The organism is Sorangium sp. So ce836, from assembly GCF_028553905.1.
Lineage (GTDB): Bacteria > Myxococcota_A > Polyangia > Polyangiales > Polyangiaceae > Sorangium > Sorangium cellulosum_D.
Genome location: NZ_CP102233.1, coordinates 3,450,071 through 3,468,490, shown reverse-complemented (window position 1 = coordinate 3,468,490; position 18,420 = coordinate 3,450,071). Strand labels below are relative to the sequence as shown.

The window sequence follows — 18,420 nt, the reverse complement described above, 5'->3', positions numbered from 1 at the left end:
GTCTGGGCGGTCGAGACCAGTAGCTACTCCCGCGGCACCCAGCGCGACAGGACGACCCCCGGGATCGACGCGGCGAAGGCGATCGCGAAGAACGCCGTGAACCCCACGCTGGCGGCGAGGTAGCCGCTCACGCTGCCGGCGAACGTCGCCGAGACCGACATCAGCGCCGACCCGATCGCGAAGTGCGACGACTTGTACCCGTCCACGCAGCGCCGCATCAGGAACACCACGAGCACCGCCGTGCCGATCCCGGCGGCGAGCTGCTCGAGCGTGACGAGCGCGACGATCCACGGGAGCGCCGGCCTGAGCCACGCGAGCGCCACATAGAGCAGGATCGCCAGGCTCTGCAGGAGCGCGATGGGGAAGATCGTGCGCGCGAGCCCCCACCGCTTGATGAGCACACCGCCAAGCGTCGAGCCGGCGATCGAGGCGACCGTGCCGACGCCGGCCACGTTGCCGCGCGCCGCCGTGTCGAGGCCGAGGTCCTTCAGCAGCGGCGACGACATCGCGAACATGAGCGCGTCCCCCGCCCGGTAGCAGAGGATGAACGCGAGGCTCGACGCGATCCGGGGCTGGCGCAGGAACGCACGGAACGGCTCGACGTACCGCCGCAGCCCGGCGGCTCCCGGCGCCGCCACCCCGGGTGCGGCCGCAGCTCCGGACGCCGCGGCAGCTCCGGACGCCGCCGGGGCGCCCGCCGCCGGGGCGCCGGGCGCGGGCGCTACCGCGGGGCGCGGCAATCCCACGGCGTGCGCGCCCGCGAGCAGCGCGAGCGCGGCCGCCGCGACGGCGAACGACGCGCCGAAGGACGCCCAGCCCGCGAACGCGACAAGGAGCGCGCCCGCGAGCAGCGCCAGCCGGTACGCCCCGACCCGCAGCCCCGAGAACGCCGCCTGCGCGTCCTTGTCGAGCGCCTGCAGGTAGAAGCCGTCGACCGCGATGTCGTGCGTCGCCGCCGCGACGGCGACCAGCCCGAACAGCGCCGCGACGAGCCCGAGCGCGCCGCTGTCCGCCGTCGCCGCGAGGCCGAGGAGGATCACCGCGAGCGCGACCTCGGCCCCCACGAGCCAGCGCCGTGCGCTGCCGTGGAGATCGACCAGCGGGCTCCAGAGGAACTTGAGGTTCCACGGGAGCCCGTAGAGCGACACGAGGCCGATGATCTGGAGGCTCGCCCCCGCCGCCGTGAAGAACTCCCCCGCCACCTTATGCGCGATCGCGTAGGGCAAGCCCTCGGCGAAGTAGGTCGACGAGATCCACAGACCCCGGCTCGCCGCCCGCTCCGCCGCCGCGCCGGACACCGCCGCCGCGCCGGACGCTCCCGCGGGGGCGCCGCGCCTCGCGGCCTCCGCGCCCTGATCGGACAGAGCGGTGCGCGCCGGGGCAGCGGGCTCGACGGACTTGTGGGATGTGACGGCAGCCTCCACGCCTTCTCGGCACCCTTACACGAAGCGCCCCGGGGCGGAGCAAGTTCCAGGGCGCTCGGGGGCGCAGACCACCGCGCAGCACCGTGCGCGCCGCGCAGAACCGCGCCGACGCCGACGCGAGGGAAGCAGCGGACTCCATTGCGAGCGACGCTGTGGTATCGGTCCGGCATCTGGTTTAACGGTGAACTGCATGCGACGGGCTCGCGCTCCCTCGGTGTCCCCCTGCCGTAACGGCCGCGACGCCGATCGTGGCGCCGCGTGCCCGGACGGCCGCGCGGCCGCCCCGGCGCGCACGGCCCTCGCGCCGACCTGCCCATCTCCGGTACTTCCGAGGGAGCGAGCGTGAACGAGTACACCCGGCGCGAGGAGGTCCGCGCCACCTTCATCGCCTCGGCCATCCTCGTGCTGTGCATCGCCGTGGCGGTCCTCCGCCTCGTGACCGTGGAGGGCAGGCTCGTCCCCGATCCGGCCGCGCGGCGGCAGGCCGACGAGTCCGAGGCCCGCATCGCGCCCGCGCGCGCGTGCGCCCTCGCCGGCGAGAAGCTCATCGTCGAGATCGACCTCTTCAAGAAGGCCGCGAAATCCGCGCGCATGCCCGCCCCGGGCGAGGAGCCCCCGGCGCCACCGCCGGTCACGAAGACGCGCGCGCAGCGCAATACGCCGCCGCCGAAGCCCAAGGAGCCGGACAAGCAGGGCGCCTGGGCCTCCGCCCAGCCGCTCTACAAGCAGGTCAAGACCCTCGCCGGCTGCCGCGAGGCGACCGAGGCGCTCCTCGGGGCGCGCGTGAGCGCGATCCCCGCCTGGGACGCCATCGTCAAGGCAGCCGCGATCACGCCGCCCGGCACCGCCGAGGCCGAGCAGTTCGAGGCGGCGAAGCAGCTGCTCTCGCTCCTCGCCGACATCCCCGCCGACAAGGTCGCCCAGGCCACGAAGGACGCCGAGGCCGCCTACAAGGCGAACGCCGAGCGCGACCGGGAGCGCGCGCTCACCGCGATGGTCCGCGAGCCGCTCCCCCAGGGCGTCTTCTCCCGGCGCGTGGCGGTGAGCGTCGGCGTGGGGCTGACCGTCTGCGCCCTGCTCATCAGCTACCTGGGCGTGCGCGCCGCCTCGATGCGCCGCCTCGCGACGCTGCTGCCGCTGCGCGACGCCGTGCGCAGCGGGCGCCCGGGCATGCAGGCCGTGGAGATCCTGAAGACCGCGGCCGCGCACAACAGCGGCGAGCCCGGCATCGTCATCGGCGCGGCCATCGGCGGGCTCTCCGCCGCGCTCCTCGCGCCGAAGGACGCCGACCTCTTCGTCGCGGGCGTCATGACCGGCCTCCTCATCGGCCTCGGCGGGCAGTGGGCCTTCCGCCTCGCCATCGGGGCGAGCCGCTGGCGCGCCCGCGCCACCGAGCTCGCCGAGGTCGAGAAGCCCGCCATCCCGATCGTGCTCGTCCTGAGCGGCGTGAAGCCCGGCCTCGAGCCGGAGTTCATCCAGTTCCTCCGCTCGCTGCCCCCCGCCGACGCCGCCGCGGCGGTCGAGAAGCTCGCCTCGCAAGCCGAGGAGCGCATCCTCGCCGCCGCCGACGCCGGCGCGGCCTTCCCCCAGGGCAAGCCGCCGCCGGGGTGACGCTCGCCCGGGCAGGGCGCCCCGCCCGCCGCCCGCGCCGCCGCCGGACGCCCGCGCTCCGTCGCGGCGGACGGCGCCGCGGCGGCGCCCCAGCACCGATCGCTCGATCCACACGCGGTTCCATGGAATGGAGGCCCACCCGACATGAAAACTCCTCTGCAGGCCCGCCGGCCCCCCGGGCGATGGGCGCTCCTCTCGCTGCTCGCCGCCACCTGGTGGCTCGCCGCGCCCCCTGCAGCGGCGCAGGACCCGGCCGCCGCGAACGCCGGCGCGCCCCCGGAGCCTCCGCCGGCCGCGCAGGCCGCCCCGCCGGCCGGCGCCGCCCAGGAAGACGGCGCGCCCCAGGAAGACGGCGCGCCCCAGGCCGGCGCGCCCGCGGCGGACGGCGCCGGCGCCCCGCCCTCCGGCGCGGGCGGCGAAGCCCCGGAAGCCGGCCAGCGCGCCGATCGCAGCCCGCCGCGGCGCGACCGGCCGGGGGCGACCAGCAGCCGCGCCACCCCCTCGAAGAAGCGCCGCGGCGACATCAACCCGTGCATGACGCCCGATCCGGGCTGGGGCGTCTACGACCGGTGGTCCCGCGCGCCCTCGATGGGGCAGATGATCATGCCCCACAAGGGCGGGGTCACGAAGCGCGGCGGCTTCGACGTCCTCATCCACTTCCACGGCCACGAGGCGCTCCGGAAAGAGTTCGTGAAGACGGCCGACGGCGCCGTCCTCGTCGGGATCGATCTCGGCATCGGCTCGGGCGCGTACTCGAGCGCGTTCTCGGCGCCCTACGTCTTCGAGAACCTGCTCGACAGCATCGAGCGCGCGGTGGCGAAGAAGACCGGCAAGAAGAAGGTCTACATCCGGAAGCTCGGCCTCTCGGCGTGGAGCGCGGGCTACGGCGCCGTCGAGCAGATCCTGCGCCAGCCGGCCGGCAAGCGGGTCGACGCGCTCGTGCTGCTCGACTCGCTGCACGCCGGGTACGCCGACGAGCACCAGCGCAAGCTCAAGGTCGCGCAGATCGAGCCGTTCATCGCGTTCGCGCGGCGCGCCGCGGCGGGCGAGGCGTTCATGTTCATGAGCCACTCCTCCATCCTGCCGCCCGGCTACGCGTCGACCGCGGAGACGGCGAACTTCATCGTGCAGCAGCTGCGGGGCAAGCCGCGCGGCTCCTCCCGCCGCGACGTGCTCGGCCTCGACATGATCCAGCGCTTCGACCGCGGCGACTTCCACGTCCGCGGGTACACCGGCGACGACAAGCCCGACCACTGCGCCCACCTCGGCCTGATGGCGGACGTCGTGCGGGTCCACCTCAAGCCGCGGTGGAAGACGCCGCAAGGCCGGCGCTAGATGGGCGGCATCGGCGTCATCATCAACCCCCGCTCGCGCCAGAACCTGAGCGACCCCCGCGCGGCCGTCCGGCTCGCGCGCACGCTCGGCGACCACGGCGTCGTCCGCACCGCGCGCACCCGCGAGGACCTCGCCAGGATCGCGGAGGACTTCAGGAAGCTCTCCATCGACGTGCTCGGCATCTCGGGGGGCGACGGCACGAACCACGTCACCATCACGGGCTTCCTCGACGTCTACGAGGACGAGCCGCTGCCGCCGATCGCGTTCCTGCGCGGCGGGACGATGAACACCGTGGCCAACGCCGTCGGCGTCCCCCGCGGGCGCCCCGACGGCCTGCTCGCCGGGCTCATCGCGCGCTACACCGACCGCGGCCGGCATCCGCTGCGCTCGGTCGAGCGCCACGTGATGCGGATCGGCGCCCACTACGGCTTCATCTTCGGCACCGGCTGCGTCCACGGGTTCATCGCCGAGTACAACCGCAGCGAGGAGCGGAGCGCGATCTGGGCCGCGAAGGTCCTCGCCCGCGCGAGCGCCGCCGTGCTCCTCAAGACCGACACCCAGGTCGCCGCGCGCTGGGAGGGCCGCGTCCACTTCGACGACGGCTCGGCCTTCCCGGACCGCGACTACCTCGCCGTCGCCGCCGGCACCGTCGACCAGATCGGCCTCGGGTTCCGCCCGTTCCACCGCTACGACGAGCGCCCCGAGAGCTTCCACATGCTGGGCATCCACACCTCCGCGCTCGGCTTCGTGCGGAAGCTGCGCGACATCTGGCGAGCGCAGCCGATGGGCGAGGCGTGCACGTTCGAGAAGATCGCGCAGCGCGCGGTGCTCGAGGCGCGCTCCGGTGTGGTCCGCTACGTGTGCGATGGGGACGTGCACGAGCACGTCGGCCCGCTCACGGTGCGCATCGGCCCGCGGGTAAAAATCCTCGTGGAGCACAAGACCGGCCACCGCCCTGTCGCCGTTCGGCGCACATCGCACGAGGTGTGCGCTCCCGGCGAGGGCGCGCGCCGCGCGCGCTGACCGAGCGCTCCTGCGGCGTGCGCGCGCTCGCTGCGCGCGCACGGCCGCGCGAGACCATGGCTGTAGGAGACCGGCAAAGTTAGAATACCCTCGCTCCATGTCGCCGCGCTCAACCTCCGCGCCCGCACCCTCGACGGGATCGACGCTGCGGGCTGATGGCGTGAGCCGCCCGTCGTCGTCCGCGGCCTTCCCGCGCGGCAGCGCTCCCGACGCGGGCGACCCGGAGTCGCTCGATCCGGAGTCGCTCGATCCATCGCTCCTGTCGTCGCTCCGGCAGATCGGCGCGCCGTCGCCCGGGCCGGGGCGGTCGACGCGGCGCATCTACCGCGAGGGCGACGTGATCGGCGGCAAGTACCGGCTGCGCTACGTCCTCGGCGAAGGCGGCATGGGGATGGTGTGGCTCGCGCACAACGACGTGCTGAACATCGACGTCGCGCTCAAGTTCATCCGACGCGAGGTCACCTCGACCGAGGCGACGCTGCGCCTCCAGCAGGAGGCGCGCGCCGCGGCGCGCATCGATCACCCCTCGATCGTCCGGGTGCTCGACTTCGGAGAGTCCGACCACCGCGATCCGTACATCGTGATGGAGGTCCTCCGCGGCGAGCAGCTGGTCGAGGCGATCGAGCGCCGGAAGCGCTTCTCGCCCGCGGCCGCGCTCCGCATCCTGCTGCCGATCGCGAGCGCCCTCGCCGCGGCGCACGACCGCAGGATCGTCCACCGCGATCTCAAGCCCGAGAACATCTTCCTCGTGAAGAACGATCGCGGCGACGTCACCCCCAAGATCGTCGACTTCGGCATCGCCAAGGTGTGGAGCGAGACCGCGGGCGGCGACGTGACCAAGGCGGGCACGGTGCTCGGCAGCCCCGACTACATGTCGCCCGAGCAGGCCCGCGGCATCACCGACGTCGACGGGCAGACCGACGTCTGGGCGTTCTCGGTGGTGCTCTACGAGACGCTCACGGGGCAGCGGCCGTTCCTGGGCGGCAACTACCACGACCTCGTGGCCGCGATCCTCGTGAAGGATCCGGTGCCGATCACCGAGCTCGGCGTCGGCGACGCGGCGCTGTGGAGCATCATCGAGCGCGGGCTCGCGAAGGAGCGCGCCGGGCGGTGGCGGACGATGCGCGACATGGGCGTGGCGCTCGCGCGGTGGGCCACCGAGAACGGGGTCGAGGAGGACGTGACCGGGACGTCGCTCGCCGTGCACTGGCTGAGCGACGGCGGCCAGCGGCGCCTCTCGGAGCGGCCGGCCGCGCGCCCGCTGCGGAGCAGCCCGGACGTGGAGACGCTCGCGCGCGAGGAGCGCGAGGAGATCGCGCTGCCGCCCTCTGGCCGGCGGCGCTCCGCCGTCCTCGCGCTGGCGGCGGTCGCCGCCGTCGTCACGATCGGCCTCGCGCTCTTCGCCCTGAGCGGCGTGACCGCGCGCGACGGCGGCGCCGACCCGCCCCCGGCCGCGACGTCCGCCGCGCCGCCCGATCTGCCCTCGCCCGCCGCCGCCGCGCCGACGGTCGGGCCAGGCGCCATGAGCCAGGCCCCCCCCGCGCCGGCGCGCTCGGCCGGAGCGCCGGCGGCCTCCGGCGAGCCGCGCCGCGAGGCGACGGACGGCGGCGCCGTCCCCGCGGCGGCGCCCCGGAACGCGGGCGCCCGGCGGAGCGCCGCCCCGCGGACGACCTCGAAGACCCCTTCCGCCGCCCTGCCGGTCCCGGCTCGGCCGAACTTCTGAAGCCGGGATGCCGATGAACGTGAGGCCCGCTCGCGGAGCGCGACATCGCGAGCCCACGCTCGGCGCGCGATGGCCGCTGCTGCTCGCCATCGCCGTGCTCACCGGCGCCTGCTCGCTGCTCGCGGACAGCGCCCTCTCCGACAAGCCGTCCGAGGGCGGCGCCGGCGCGCCGGGCAGCACGTCGACCGGCGGCTGCGCGCCGGATTGCCCGGCGGACGCGTGCTGCGGCGGGACGTGCGTCGACCTGAGCCAGGACCCGGGGCACTGCGGCGCCTGCGGCGACGCCTGCGGCGCCGGCGAGTCGTGCTGCGGCGGCGAGTGCACGAGCGTGCTGAACGATCCGTCGAACTGCGGCGCCTGCGGCGCGGCGTGCCTGAACACGCTCTGCGTCGGCGGCCACTGCTCGTCCGAGTGCGTCTTCGGCTTCGACAACTGCGACGGGAACATCGTCACGAACGGCTGCGAGGTCGATCTCACGAGCGATCCCGAGCGCTGCGGCGGCTGCTCCCTCCGCTGCCCCTCGGGCGCGATCTGCGACGCGGGGCGGTGCGCCTGCGCGCCGCCGCTCCTCGACTGCGACGGCCTCTCCGACACGGGGTGCGAGACCGACGGCTCGTCGAACCCCGCGCACTGCGGCGCCTGCGGCGTCACCTGCGGGCCGAACATGGAGTGCCAGGCGGGCGTGTGCGGGTGCCAGGCGGGGTACGCCGACTGCAACCTGTCGCCCGACGACGGCTGCGAGGCCCCGCTCGGCACGACCGAGAGCTGCAAGGCCTGCGGCGACGCCTGCTCGGACGGCATGGCCTGCGACCCGGTCGGCGGCTGCGCCTGCACCAACGGGCTCCTCGACTGCGACGGGCTGCCGGGCTGCGAGTCGATCGTCACCGACCCGGCGACCTGCGGCGCCTGCGGCGTGCAGTGCCCGACGGACACGCCGCGCTGCGACGGCACGGCGTGCGTGGTCACCTGCGCCCCGGGCCTCACCGCGTGCGGCCTCTCGTGCGTCGACACGCAGACCAGCCCGCGCCACTGCGGCGCGTGCGGCGTCGTGGCGGGGCCTCACCAGCACTGCGAGGCCGGCGCGCTGGCCTGCGACGCGGGCTTCGCCGACTGCGACGCGAGCGCGCCGGGCTGCGAGTCCGACCTCGCCCGGAGCCCGCAGCACTGCGGCGCGTGCGGCAACGCCTGCAAGCCGGGCGCGGCGTGCGCCGCCGGCGTGTGCGCGTGCGGCGGGTTCACGCCGCACGACTGCGGCGCAGACTGCCGCGCCTGCTGCTCGGACGCGGACTGCTCGGACGGCGACGGCTGCACCGCCGACGTGTGCGAGGCCGGCGGCACGGCGTGCCGGAGCACGGGCTGCGCCGCCGGAGAGCAGTGCTGCAGCCTGGTCGCGTGCCGCCAGTGCTGCACCAGCGCCGACTGCAGCGGCAACGAGATCTGCTCCGGCGGGGCCTGCATCCCGCCCTGCGGCGCCGGCCTCGTGGCGTGCGACGGGGCGTGCGTGAGCCTGGGCTCGGTCGAGCACTGCGGCGCGTGCGGCAACGCCTGCCTGAGCGGCCGCGAGTGCCGCGACGGCGAGTGCACGCCCCCGCGGGTCGCCATGACGGCGGCCGGCGCGCCCGCGCCGCGCCAGATGGCCGCGGCGGCCTGGATCGGGGACGCGCTCTTCGTGTGGGGCGGCCGCACGGCGACCAGGGACGTGAACGACGGGGCGCTCTACAACCCGGCGCGCGACGCGTGGTCGCCGCTGGGCGTCGAGGGCGCGCCCTCGGCCCGCGTGCTCGCCGGCGCGGCGTGGACGGGCTCCCGGGTGCTCGTGTGGGGCGGCGGCGCGTTCGGGAGCACGGCGGGCCTGGCCACCGGCGGCGCGTACGACCCGGCGGCGCGGACCTGGCGCGCGATGAGCACCATGAACGCCCCCGCGGCGCGGCGGTCGCCGATCGCCGTGTGGACCGGCACGCGCCTCCTGATCTGGGGCGGCGCCGCGGGCGGCGGCCCGGTGGGCGGCGGCGCGCTCTACGACCCGGTCGCCGACGCGTGGTCGCCGGTGTCCAGCGTGGGCGCGGCCCCGGCGCGCGATGGCGTCGCGTGGGCGTGGTCGGGCGCGGAGCTCTACCTGTTCGGCGGGCGCGCCGGCGACGCGACCGCGAACGACGGGTACGCCTACAACCCCACGACGGACGCGTGGCGATCGCTGCCCAGCGCGGGCGCGCCGAGCCCGCGGGCCGACGCGTTCGCGGTCTGGCTGGGCAGCCGGCTGCTCGTCTGGGGCGGCCTGGACAAGAACGACCGCGATCTCGACGACGGCGCGCTGTACGACCCGGCGGCCGGCACGTGGGCCGCCGTCGACGACAAGGACAAGCTCTCGCGGCGCAGCCGCGGCGAGCGGCGCACCGGCTGGACCGGGTGGACCGGCACGCGCGCGCTCATCGCGGGCGGGCGGAGCGATGCGATGCCCAAAAAGGACGGGAAGCTGTACGATCCCGTGGCAGGGTGGGGCGCGAGCTTGGCGGTGGCGAACAAGCAGCACAGCTACGGCGTGGGGGTCTGGACGGGGACAGAGCTCATCCTGTGGTCCGGGTTCGACGGGTTCTCGCTGCTCGCCGACGGGGAGCGGTTCAGGCCGTGACGCCGCGGCGGACGCGGGCCCTCGCGGGCCCCCTCGCGCTCCTCGTCGCCGCGGCGGGGCTCCTCGCGGCGCCCGCGCCCGCCGCGGCGCAGAGCGCGGCCGACGTCGCGGTCGCGCGCGAGATCTTCATCGAGGGCTCCGAGTTCGCCAAGCAGGGCCGCTGGGAGGAGGCGCGCGAGCGGTACGAGCGCTCGCTCGCGATCAAGCGCGCGCCGATCACGCTCTACAGCCTCGGGGTGGCGCAGCAGCAGACCGGCCAGCTCGTCGAGGCGCTGGAGAGCTTCCGCGCGTTCCTGGTCGAGCCGTCCGCGCCGGCGACGAAGGGGTACGAGAAGCTCGCGCGGCAGGCGGTGCAGGAGCTCGAGCGCCACGTCGCCGGGCTCGATCTGAGGCTCTCCCCGGACGACGTCGCGGGCGTGGTGGTGAAGATCGACGGCGTCGAGGTGCCCGCGGCGGCGCTGGATCGGCCTCGGCCGGTCAACCCGGGGAACCACGTGGTGACCGTGAGCGCGCCGGGCTACCGCGAGGCGCGGCGGAGCGTCGCCGCGGCGCCGGGGAGCCGCGTCGTCGTCATGCTGACCCTGGAGCGCGACGCCCCCACGCCGGGCGCGTCCACGCCGGGCGCGCCCACCCCGGGCGCCGCCGCCGGGCCGCGGGCGCCGGCCGCGAGGGCGCTGCCGGGCGGTGCGGCGCCCGACGCCGCGCCCGACGCGGCGACGGTCCGCGTCGTGCCGATCGTGCTGCTCGCCGGCGGCCTGACCACCGTCGCGGCCGGCGTGGCGATCGGCCTGCTCGGCGTCGCGAGCGCGTCGGACGCGCCGACGCGGGACGGGGACGCGGCCGACGCCGCGCGGGCCCAGGCGCTCGCGGGCGACATCGTCGCGGGCGCCGGCCTCCTCGCGGCGGGCGCCGGCGTGCTCGTGCTGGTCCTCGACCGCGACCCCGCCGGCGCCCCGCAGAAGCAGGCCCCGCCGCGCGCCGCCGTCGGCCCGCTCCGCCTCACCGTGCGCTTCTGATCGGCCCGCGGGGGCCGGTCGCTACGCCGCCGGCATCTCGCCGCGGTCGAGGCTCACCACCACGAACGCGCCGTAGTTCAGCACCGTGAGCGAGTCCTCGTCGAGGATGAGCACGCGGACGCACTGGGGCGGGGAGGGAGCGAGCAGGTCGGCGTAGGGGTCGAACGGCGCCTCGTCCGTGGGCGGCAGCGCGGCGTGCAGGAACGCGTGGAGCCGCGCCCGATGGCCGAGGATGACGCTCGCGGCCGGCGGCTCCGCGCCGGCGGCCGCCGCGCTGCGGAAGAGCAGCCGGCGCGCCGCCGGGGACACGACCAGGATCGCCGCGTCGGTCACCTCGAGCTCGCTGCACGTGCACAGCTGCTCCACGCGATCGCCCACAGCGTCCTCCACCGTCTGGAACAGCCGCAGCCGCCGCCGCTGTCCCTCGGTGAGCCCCGGCTCCTCGAGGTAGGCCTCGAGGCTGCACCCGTGCGTGTTCCGTCCGCCCCCGTAGCTCATGCCGCCCCGTCGTGGCGCAGTCTGCTCGCCCGCCCTTGCCAGCCGGGTCGGACAGCCGCCACGCCTCCCCGCATGGACGTTCATGCACGGGATTAGCCAACGCTCCGCTGCGCCGCCGCGGCGCGCCAGAGCGAGGCGCGGTCGCCATGCTCTCCAGGCCGGGCGCAGCGGCGCGCACGCGCGCCCTCGCCCGCGTGGCGGGCGGCTACTGCGCTGCGGGCGGCGCGATCTTCGCCGTGAGCTCGACCTGGGCGACGCTGCGCTGGGCGGCTTGCTGGCCGCCGGCGCCGGGGCCGCTGGCGCCGGGGGGCACGAGCAGCGCCTGGAGCCGCTGCGACGCGTCGGCCGTGCCCGGCGCGTAGCTCGACGGCGACCAGGTGAGCGTGCCCTTGCCGGCGGAGTCGAGCCGGTCGATGGTCAGCGTGACGTCGCCGTTCGGGCCCGGCAGCTTGAGGTCGGCGCCCTCCGCGTACTGGCGCGTGTCCACGCTGAACGAGACGACATCCCCCTCCACCTTCTCGATCTTGAAGACCCGGTAGCGCAGCACCGGCAGCTGCGCCCCCGACACCACGGCGCGGTCGGTGACCATCCAGTAGGCCCCCGCGCCGACGGGCTTGTCCGGCAGGGGCGGCGTGAGGAGCGTGATCGCCTCCCCGAGGGCGGCGAGCAGCGGCTGGAGCCCGGGGTCGGCGTCCTTGGCGAGCTCGGGCTTTTGGTTGCTGACCACGTTCGCCGGCGAGAGATCGTAGCGCAGCGCGCTCCCCTTCAGCTTCGCCAGCGCGTCGGCGAGCTCCTTCGGCGGGCCGCCGATGGACATGGACGCGAGCGTGGCCGACGTGATCTTTGCGGTCACCTTCGTCGGCGCCGCGGGCGCGCCCTCCTTGGGCTTGTCCGCCGGCTTGTCGGCCTTGAGGCTCAGGCCGAGCTCGAGGTTCGGCAACCCCTGCGGCCCGCCCATGCGCAGCCCGAGCGTCATGGCGACCTTCTGCTCGGATTTCGGATCGACCTTCGCGGCGAGCTGGGCGCGCGGCTCGCTGCCGGCGTCGATGACCTCGATCGTGTAGGGCACGTCCTTCGGGAGCACGGCGGCGGCCGCCTGCGGCGAGAACACGCCGTTCTCCGGCGGGCCGTCCTTCGCGCCGCCCGGCGCCGGCCGGCTCTCGTGGCCGCCCGACTTCGCCGCCTCCGCGAGCTCCGCGCCGAGCTTGCCGCCGACGACCGGGAGCGCCGGGCCGGCGTCGAGCGCGCCCGCGTCGGCGGCGGCCTGCGCCTTGCTCTTGTCCCCGTCGCAGCCCGCGAGCCCCGAGAGGGCGACCGCCGCGAGCATCGAAGCCATAACCCCGCGCCACCGAGTGTGCATGACGGCGGGGTGTAGCCAAAACCCGCGCCGCGTTCCAGCGCGCTCTTGCGCCGGCCGGGGAGCCGCGGCGGCGGTCAGGCCCGCCGCGCGGCCTTGAGCCCGCCGATGTGCTCCAGGAGCTCGAGGGGCCGGAACGGCTTCGCGTAGTAGGCGGTCGCGCCGAGCGCCTCGGCGCGGACGCGCGCCTCGCGGTCGTCGAGGGCGCTGATCACGACGATCGGCAGGCTGGCCGTCGCCGGGTCCGCGCGGAGGCGCGCGCAGACCTCGAAGCCGTCCATGCTGCCGGGGAGCATCAGATCGAGCAGGAGGACATCGAAGGGCTCGGTCAAGGCGCGCTCCACCGCCTCGGGGCCGGTGCCGACGCCGATGACCTCATGGCCGCTCGCGCCGACCAGCGCCTCGATCATGCGCCGGATCGCGTCCTGATCTTCACAGAGAAGGATACGCATGGTCGCGAGCTGACGGAGCCTCGCACCGGCGCCGTCGCGCGGTCAAGCGGGAACGCGCCCGCCCCGTCCGCTCGCTGCCGGGTTGGCTGCCCCCGGGCGCCGCTCCCCGGCGTCCGCCGCGCGGCCGTCCAGCCCCGCGCGGCGGCCACCCCTTCCGGGGATCGCACGCTAGGCGCGGAGAGGGCGATCGCGGAGGCGCGCGGCGCTCGCCGGCGGGCGCAGCGCGAGCTCGATGCCCACGCGCGCCCCGCCGCCCTCGCGGCGCTCGGCGAACGCGCGACCCCCGTGCGCCTCGGCGACGCGCTTGCACAGCGCGAGGCCCAGGCCGAGCGAGCCGCGCTCGGCGCCGCTCTCCCCGCCCTGCGCCCGCTCGCGCCGGAAGAACGGCTCGAAGATGCGCGTCTCCTCCCCGTCCGCGAACCCGGGCCCGCGATCCTCGACCTCGAAGACGACGCGGCTCGGACCGCCGGGGCGGACGCGCAGCCGCTCGGCCCCGCCCGCGTGTGCGCGCGCGTTCTCGAGCAGGTTGGCGAGCGCGCGCGCCAGCAGCGTCGCGTCCGCCTCGAACGGCGGCGTCCCCTCGGCGACCTCCAGCAGCGTCGGGTCGAGCCCGGCGCGCTCCAGCGCGCGGATCGCGGCCTCGGCCGGGTCGAGGCGCGTCAAGGTGAGCGCCGCGAAGTCGATGCGCGAGCTCGCCAGGAGGTCGCCGACGAGGGCGTCGATCTCCATGACCTCGCGATCGAGGTCGTCGAACACGGGCGCGCTCGGCCCGCCGTCCCCGCGGGCCATCTCGGTGAGCAGGCGGATCCGGGCGAGCGGCGTGCGGAGCTCGTGCGACACGGCGGCGAGGAGCTCTCGCTGGTCGGCGATCTGGCGCTCGATGCGCGCGGCCATGTCGTTGACCGCCTCGGCGACCACGCCGACCTCGCCGTGGCCGTGGCCGTGGCGGTCGAGCCGGACCCGGCTCGACAGCTTGCCGGCGCCGATCTCGTGGGCGACGTGGGCCAGATCGACGAGCGGGCGGGCGAGGCGGCGCGAGATGAGGCCCGAGGCCGCCCACAGGACGGCGGCCACGGCGAGCAGCGGCAGGGCGAGGCGGAGCGACGCGCCGGACCGGCCGCGCCCGGGGCAGAGGAGCACGGTGCCGAGCGAGCCGCCGTCGCCGGGGACCGGCGCGACCAGGGCCTGCGCCCGGCAGGGCTGGCCGTACCGCGCGAGCCGCCGCCCCTTCGCGTCGAGGAGCTCCAGGTCGGTGTCGAAATCCTCCGCGATCACGCGGGCGAGGGCGTCGCGGGCCACGGGGTCGCCCCAGACCCGCTGGAACTGGTGGCCCACGAAGGACTGGGCGCGGGCGTGCTCGTGCCGCCAGCCGGAGTTGCCGACGCGGTCGATGGCGCCGACCGTCGCGATCGCCGCGAACGCGGTGAGCAGGATGGTCGCGCCGAACCACATGAAGATCCGGCGGTGCAGCCGGGCGCTGAGGAAGCGGCCGATCGAGACCTTCCGCCCGTTCTCGAACAGCCAGGAGCGGCAGCGCATCATGCGCGGTCCTTGGCGAGCACGTAGCCGACCCCGCGCACGGTCTTGATGAGCTTCGGCGACCTCGGGTCGTCGGCGAGCTTCTGCCGCAGGTGCGAGATGTGCACGTCGACGGTCCGCCCGCCGACGTTGACGTCGCCGCGGCCGGCCTCCTCGAGCAGCGCCTCGCGGGCGACGACGCGGCCGGCGCGCCGCGCGAGGGCGACGAGGATGTCGAACTCGATGCCGGTGAGCTCCGCGGGCTTGCCCGCGACGGTGACCACGCGGCCGGGCACGTCGATGGCGATGTCGCCGGCCACGATCCGCTCGCCGGCGGCGTCGGGCGTGGCGCGCCGGAGCACGGCGCGGAGGCGCGCGAGCAGCTCGCGCGGGCTGAACGGCTTGGCGATGTAGTCGTCGGCGCCGATCTCGAGGCCGACCACGCGATCGGCCTCGTCGCCGCGGGCGGTGAGCATGAGGATCGGCATCGAGCTCTTCTGCCGGATGCGGCGCACGACCTCGATGCCGTCCATGCCGGGCATCATCACGTCGAGCAGGACGGCGTCGAAGGTGCCCGCGGCGAGCGCCGCGAGGCCGCGCGCGCCGTCGCTCGCGACCGTGACCGTGAAGCCGTTCTGCTCGAGGTAGCTCGCGAGCAGGGCGTGGAGCCTGGAGTCGTCGTCGATGAGCAGGAGCCGCAGCGCCATGGAGGGACCCGAAGGGAAGGGGCGGCAGCGCGCGGCCGCCGCCTCTTTTGTGTATAGCTCAGCGGCCGGAGGCGGTGTCGGCCTCCGGCGCCGCGGGGCGCGCGGGCGCGGCGCTCCGCCACGAGGAGCGCTCGGCCTCCCGCGCGGCGTCCACGCAGAGGGAGGCGACGTGGCGCTGGAAGGCGTCGCGGCGGGCCTCGGCCCGGCAGCGCAGCGCCGAGAAGCCGGAGGCGTAACCGAAGACGGTGCCGAGGACGAGCAGCGTGATCGTGATCTGGCGTCGCATCATGGTCTTCGTCGCCTCCTTCACGCCCACCCGCCGTGCGTCCTGTAGGGATCGGCGCGGTGGCCGCGCCACCCGGCCCTGCCGGACCACAGATCGCGGAACGCGGCCGGCCCGATCTCGATGAGATCCGCGAGCTGCTCGCGCTGGCGGTCCTCGAGCACGGCGTGGACCTTGCCGAGCGCGCCGACCGCGGCCTTGCGCAGCGACTCGATGGCGGTGTCGTGCCGCGCGAAGAGCTCGCCGAGGCGCGTCTCGTCGAAGCTCGGGCTCCGCATGGCGGCCGCGACGTCCGCGCGCGTGCCGCGGATCTCGCCCCGGTGCGCGTCCGCGGCGGCGCGGAGCTCGTCGACGGCCGCGACGATGGCCTTCTCCTGCGACGGCGTGGTGCCGAGCCGGTCGAAGAGGAACGACAGGAAGAAGCGACGGCGGAAGCCGAAGCCGCCGAAGCCGCGCCGGCCGAAGGGGCGCGGCCCCGCGCCCCAGTGCCCGCCGCAATCGTACCGGCCGGCGCGCTTCAGGGTCACGATCAGGCCGATCAGGCAGGCCGTTCCAACGATGAATCCAAACATGATGAGCACCCTCCGTGAGCGTCTCCGCTGTCGATCCGTGCACGGGGCATGTCCGCGCGGCGCCCGGCTCGTCCGGACGCGCGGCCCCGGTCGCAGGAGACCGAAGCCGCGCTCGCGCGGCCCCGGGCTGCGAGGCTGGAGCCGCAGACGCGCGGCCCCGAACCACGACGAAGCTGCGCAGGGCGTGTGAAGGATGTGCAGGAGCGCGCGTGAAGAAAGATGAAGGCGGCCGCGCGCGGCGCGGCGATGTGTGCTGGGCGATACGGCGCGCTGCGCTGCGGTGAGGCGGCGCGCTGCGCTGCGGTGAGGCGGCGCGCTGCGCTGCGGTGAGGCGGCGCGCTGTGGTGAGGCGGCGCGCTGCGGTGAGGCGGCGCGCTGCGGTGAGGCGGCCCTACCTCGCCGGCTCCACCTCGCCGAGATCGTCCAGGTCGTCCACCTCGGCCTTGGCCTTCTCGTCGCTCGAGACCGCCCACGGATTCGTGCGCTCGCTGTCGACAGCAGCGCCGTCGCCCTCGTCGGCGTCCTCCGCTTCGAGATCGTCGAGCGACTCGACCCCGGCCGGCGAGGCGCCCGGCGCCGGCGGCGTCGACGCGCGCGGCGCGGGAGGCGCGGGCGGCGTCGACGCGCGCGGCGCAGGCGGCGTCGACGGGCGCAGCGCGGGCGGCGCGGGCGGCGTCGACGCGCGCGCCGACGAGACGCCGGGGTCGCTCGGGAGCCGGCTGCGCGGCGGCTCGGCCACCTGCGACGAGACGGACGCCGCCGCGGCGCCGCCGGCCGACGGCGGCCGCGTCACGATCGCGCTCGGCGGCGTCGGCGTGATGCCCCCGGCCGGCCTCGAGCCCGCAGGAGCGCCGGCCGGCGGGCTGCTCACCGAGGGCGGGAGCACCGCCGGCGGCGAGCTCGCCGCCCCGGAGGAGGCCCCGCCTGGCGCGGCGCCCGCGGCGGGCTTGCCGGCCTGGCCGGGATCCGGCGCGCCGCCGGGCGACACCGAGGCAGGCGCCGCCGGCGAAGAGGCGGGCGCGTTGCCGGACGACGCGGGCGCGGACGCCGCCGGCGCCGAGCCGGGCACGCCGGCCGGCGACACCGGCGCGGACGCCGTCGGCTTCGACGCGGGCGCGCCGCCGGGCGAGACCGGCGCCGACGCCGCCGGGGTCGACGCCGGTGCGCCGGCGGCCGGCGCGGGCGCGCCGCCGGGCGGCGCGGGCGCGGCGCTGCGGCCCGACGACAGCTCGGCCGGCGCCGCCTTCGGCGCGTCCGCCTTCGGCGTGGCGGCGCGCGCCGCGTCGAAGCGCATCGCCTTCTGCGCGAGCTGCACCACGGGGAGGATCTCGCGCGGCGGGATGTTCGCGGCGATCACGTCCGGCCCGGCGATCGCGAGCTCGCCGTCGGCGTGGAACGGCACGCCCGGGCGCTCGCGCTCCTGCTTGAGCCGCGCGTTGTCGATGGCGACGCGGACCTCGAGCGGGATCCGGGTCTGCCACAGCCGGCCGTCGATCGCCGTGCGCACGTCCCACGGCGTGAGGATCGGCGTCCTGCCGATGCCCTCGAACGGGCTCCGGTCCGCGAGCAGCGCCTTGAGCAGCCAGGCGACGATCTCCTGGTGCTGCGGCGTGTCCTGATCCCACGGCATCGACTCGCGGAAGAACTGCCAGTAGCCACCGGCCGGGCCGTACACGGCGAGATCGCGCGGATCGAACGCGGCCTCGAACGCGCGCGGGGTGATGTCGCCCTCGTCGATGACGGAGTCGATGAGCGCGCCCTGGAAGTCCGGCGTCTTGCGGCGGGCGGCCCGCGGCGACAGGCCCGTGAGGGAGGTCGTGATCTGCTGGCGAACGTCGCTCCGCTCGCGGAACCAGCCCATCCGCTCGACCGCGCCGAACCGCTCGCGCAGCTTGACCGGCGTCCACCACGGCAGATCGAGCTCGCGCAGCCGCGCGATCAGCTCCGCCACGAGCTGCAGCGCAGGCTCGCTCGCGAGGTGCACGCGCGCCTCTCTCCTCAGCGTCTCGTCGTCCTTGCTATCGGGATCCCGGTGCTGCAGCGATCGCTCCGCCATCGTTCCTCCGTGTTCCCCCGGCCGCTCCGCTGAATACCAGAACCGGATCCGCGCCGGCAGCCCGCGCGCGGCGGCGAAGCGCGCGCGAGCCCGGCGGGAACCGAGCCTCGACGCGCGCGGCGCGCGTCTCCCGCGGACCGCCAGGATGTCGTTCTGCAACGACGCGCGAACGCGGGCGCGGGGCGTCGCGCGCCGATCGAGCGCGGCACGCGGCGC

General features: G+C 76.0%; 15 protein-coding genes. 6 read left to right on the top strand and 9 right to left on the bottom strand.

All coding sequences use genetic code 11. The features are described 5' to 3' along the window. Positions 1-23: 23 nt before the first annotated feature. Entirely contained in the window at positions 24-1,424 is a 1,401-nt protein-coding gene (locus tag NQZ70_RS12645) for an MFS transporter (RefSeq protein ID WP_129574451.1), read from the bottom strand. A 342-nt stretch (positions 1,425-1,766) separates the two neighbouring features. On the opposite strand from NQZ70_RS12645, the gene NQZ70_RS12640 reads away from it, so the two are divergent. The 6 genes from NQZ70_RS12640 to NQZ70_RS12615 all read left to right on the top strand — a co-directional run bounded on the left by NQZ70_RS12640 (position 1,767) and on the right by NQZ70_RS12615 (position 10,761). After that, the gene (locus NQZ70_RS12640) at positions 1,767-3,035 is read left to right on the top strand and encodes a hypothetical protein (protein WP_129574450.1); all 1,269 of its coding nucleotides are present in this window, start codon (positions 1,767-1,769) and stop codon (positions 3,033-3,035) included. A gap of 144 nt (positions 3,036-3,179) precedes the next feature. Beyond that, complete coding sequence (locus tag NQZ70_RS12635) at positions 3,180-4,370, top strand: hypothetical protein (protein WP_129574449.1); 1,191 nt, start codon at positions 3,180-3,182, stop codon at positions 4,368-4,370. Continuing rightward, positions 4,371-5,393, top strand: coding sequence for a diacylglycerol kinase family protein (locus NQZ70_RS12630; RefSeq protein WP_129574448.1), 1,023 nt, complete (start codon positions 4,371-4,373; stop codon positions 5,391-5,393). A gap of 160 nt (positions 5,394-5,553) precedes the next feature. Next, on the top strand, positions 5,554-7,116 hold the full coding sequence (locus NQZ70_RS12625) for a serine/threonine-protein kinase (protein ID WP_129574447.1): 1,563 nt from the start codon (positions 5,554-5,556) through the stop codon (positions 7,114-7,116). 13 nt (positions 7,117-7,129) lie between these two features. After that, positions 7,130-9,745: a kelch repeat-containing protein gene (locus tag NQZ70_RS12620; protein ID WP_165373925.1), complete on the top strand. Its 2,616-nt coding sequence runs from the start codon at positions 7,130-7,132 to the stop codon at positions 9,743-9,745. Beyond that, complete coding sequence (locus tag NQZ70_RS12615) at positions 9,742-10,761, top strand: PEGA domain-containing protein (RefSeq protein ID WP_272828267.1); 1,020 nt, start codon at positions 9,742-9,744, stop codon at positions 10,759-10,761. Before NQZ70_RS12620 ends, NQZ70_RS12615 begins: the two co-directional genes overlap by 4 nt. A gap of 21 nt (positions 10,762-10,782) precedes the next feature. Here the strand turns inward: NQZ70_RS12615 and NQZ70_RS12610 are convergent, their stop codons facing one another. The 8 genes from NQZ70_RS12610 to NQZ70_RS12575 form a co-directional block, all read right to left on the bottom strand. Beyond that, entirely contained in the window at positions 10,783-11,259 is a 477-nt protein-coding gene (locus NQZ70_RS12610) for a hypothetical protein (protein ID WP_129574445.1), read from the bottom strand. A 205-nt stretch (positions 11,260-11,464) separates the two neighbouring features. After that, a complete protein-coding gene (locus NQZ70_RS12605) occupies positions 11,465-12,595 on the bottom strand; it encodes a hypothetical protein (protein WP_129574444.1) in 1,131 nt (376 codons plus the stop codon). Between the two features lie 98 nt (positions 12,596-12,693). Continuing rightward, the gene (locus tag NQZ70_RS12600; protein WP_129574443.1) at positions 12,694-13,068 is read right to left on the bottom strand and encodes a PleD family two-component system response regulator; all 375 of its coding nucleotides are present in this window, start codon (positions 13,066-13,068) and stop codon (positions 12,694-12,696) included. A 168-nt stretch (positions 13,069-13,236) separates the two neighbouring features. Then, positions 13,237-14,610: a sensor histidine kinase KdpD gene (locus NQZ70_RS12595; RefSeq protein ID WP_237245267.1), complete on the bottom strand. Its 1,374-nt coding sequence runs from the start codon at positions 14,608-14,610 to the stop codon at positions 13,237-13,239. Next, positions 14,607-15,293, bottom strand: coding sequence for a response regulator transcription factor (locus NQZ70_RS12590; RefSeq protein ID WP_129574442.1), 687 nt, complete (start codon positions 15,291-15,293; stop codon positions 14,607-14,609). The genes NQZ70_RS12595 and NQZ70_RS12590 overlap by 4 nt, the downstream gene beginning before the upstream one ends. 58 nt (positions 15,294-15,351) lie before the next feature. Next, positions 15,352-15,582, bottom strand: coding sequence for a hypothetical protein (locus NQZ70_RS12585; protein ID WP_165373924.1), 231 nt, complete (start codon positions 15,580-15,582; stop codon positions 15,352-15,354). 17 nt (positions 15,583-15,599) lie between these two features. After that, complete coding sequence (locus tag NQZ70_RS12580) at positions 15,600-16,148, bottom strand: Spy/CpxP family protein refolding chaperone (RefSeq protein ID WP_129574440.1); 549 nt, start codon at positions 16,146-16,148, stop codon at positions 15,600-15,602. 391 nt (positions 16,149-16,539) lie between these two features. Continuing rightward, entirely contained in the window at positions 16,540-18,204 is a 1,665-nt protein-coding gene (locus NQZ70_RS12575) for a hypothetical protein (RefSeq protein ID WP_129574439.1), read from the bottom strand. Positions 18,205-18,420: the final 216 nt, after the last annotated feature.

Coding starts and splice junctions, on each gene's coding strand:
- NQZ70_RS12635 (WP_129574449.1), top strand. CDS start 3,180: ATGAAAACTCCTCTGCAGGCCCGCCGGCCCCCCGGGCGATGGGCGCTC.
- NQZ70_RS12630 (WP_129574448.1), top strand. CDS start 4,371: ATGGGCGGCATCGGCGTCATCATCAACCCCCGCTCGCGCCAGAACCTG.
- NQZ70_RS12620 (WP_165373925.1), top strand. CDS start 7,130: ATGAACGTGAGGCCCGCTCGCGGAGCGCGACATCGCGAGCCCACGCTC.
- NQZ70_RS12610 (WP_129574445.1), bottom strand. CDS start 11,259: ATGAGCTACGGGGGCGGACGGAACACGCACGGGTGCAGCCTCGAGGCC.
- NQZ70_RS12605 (WP_129574444.1), bottom strand. CDS start 12,595: ATGGCTTCGATGCTCGCGGCGGTCGCCCTCTCGGGGCTCGCGGGCTGC.
- NQZ70_RS12600 (WP_129574443.1), bottom strand. CDS start 13,068: ATGCGTATCCTTCTCTGTGAAGATCAGGACGCGATCCGGCGCATGATC.
- NQZ70_RS12595 (WP_237245267.1), bottom strand. CDS start 14,610: ATGATGCGCTGCCGCTCCTGGCTGTTCGAGAACGGGCGGAAGGTCTCG.
- NQZ70_RS12590 (WP_129574442.1), bottom strand. CDS start 15,293: ATGGCGCTGCGGCTCCTGCTCATCGACGACGACTCCAGGCTCCACGCC.
- NQZ70_RS12585 (WP_165373924.1), bottom strand. CDS start 15,582: ATGATGCGACGCCAGATCACGATCACGCTGCTCGTCCTCGGCACCGTC.
- NQZ70_RS12580 (WP_129574440.1), bottom strand. CDS start 16,148: ATGTTTGGATTCATCGTTGGAACGGCCTGCCTGATCGGCCTGATCGTG.
- NQZ70_RS12575 (WP_129574439.1), bottom strand. CDS start 18,204: ATGGCGGAGCGATCGCTGCAGCACCGGGATCCCGATAGCAAGGACGAC.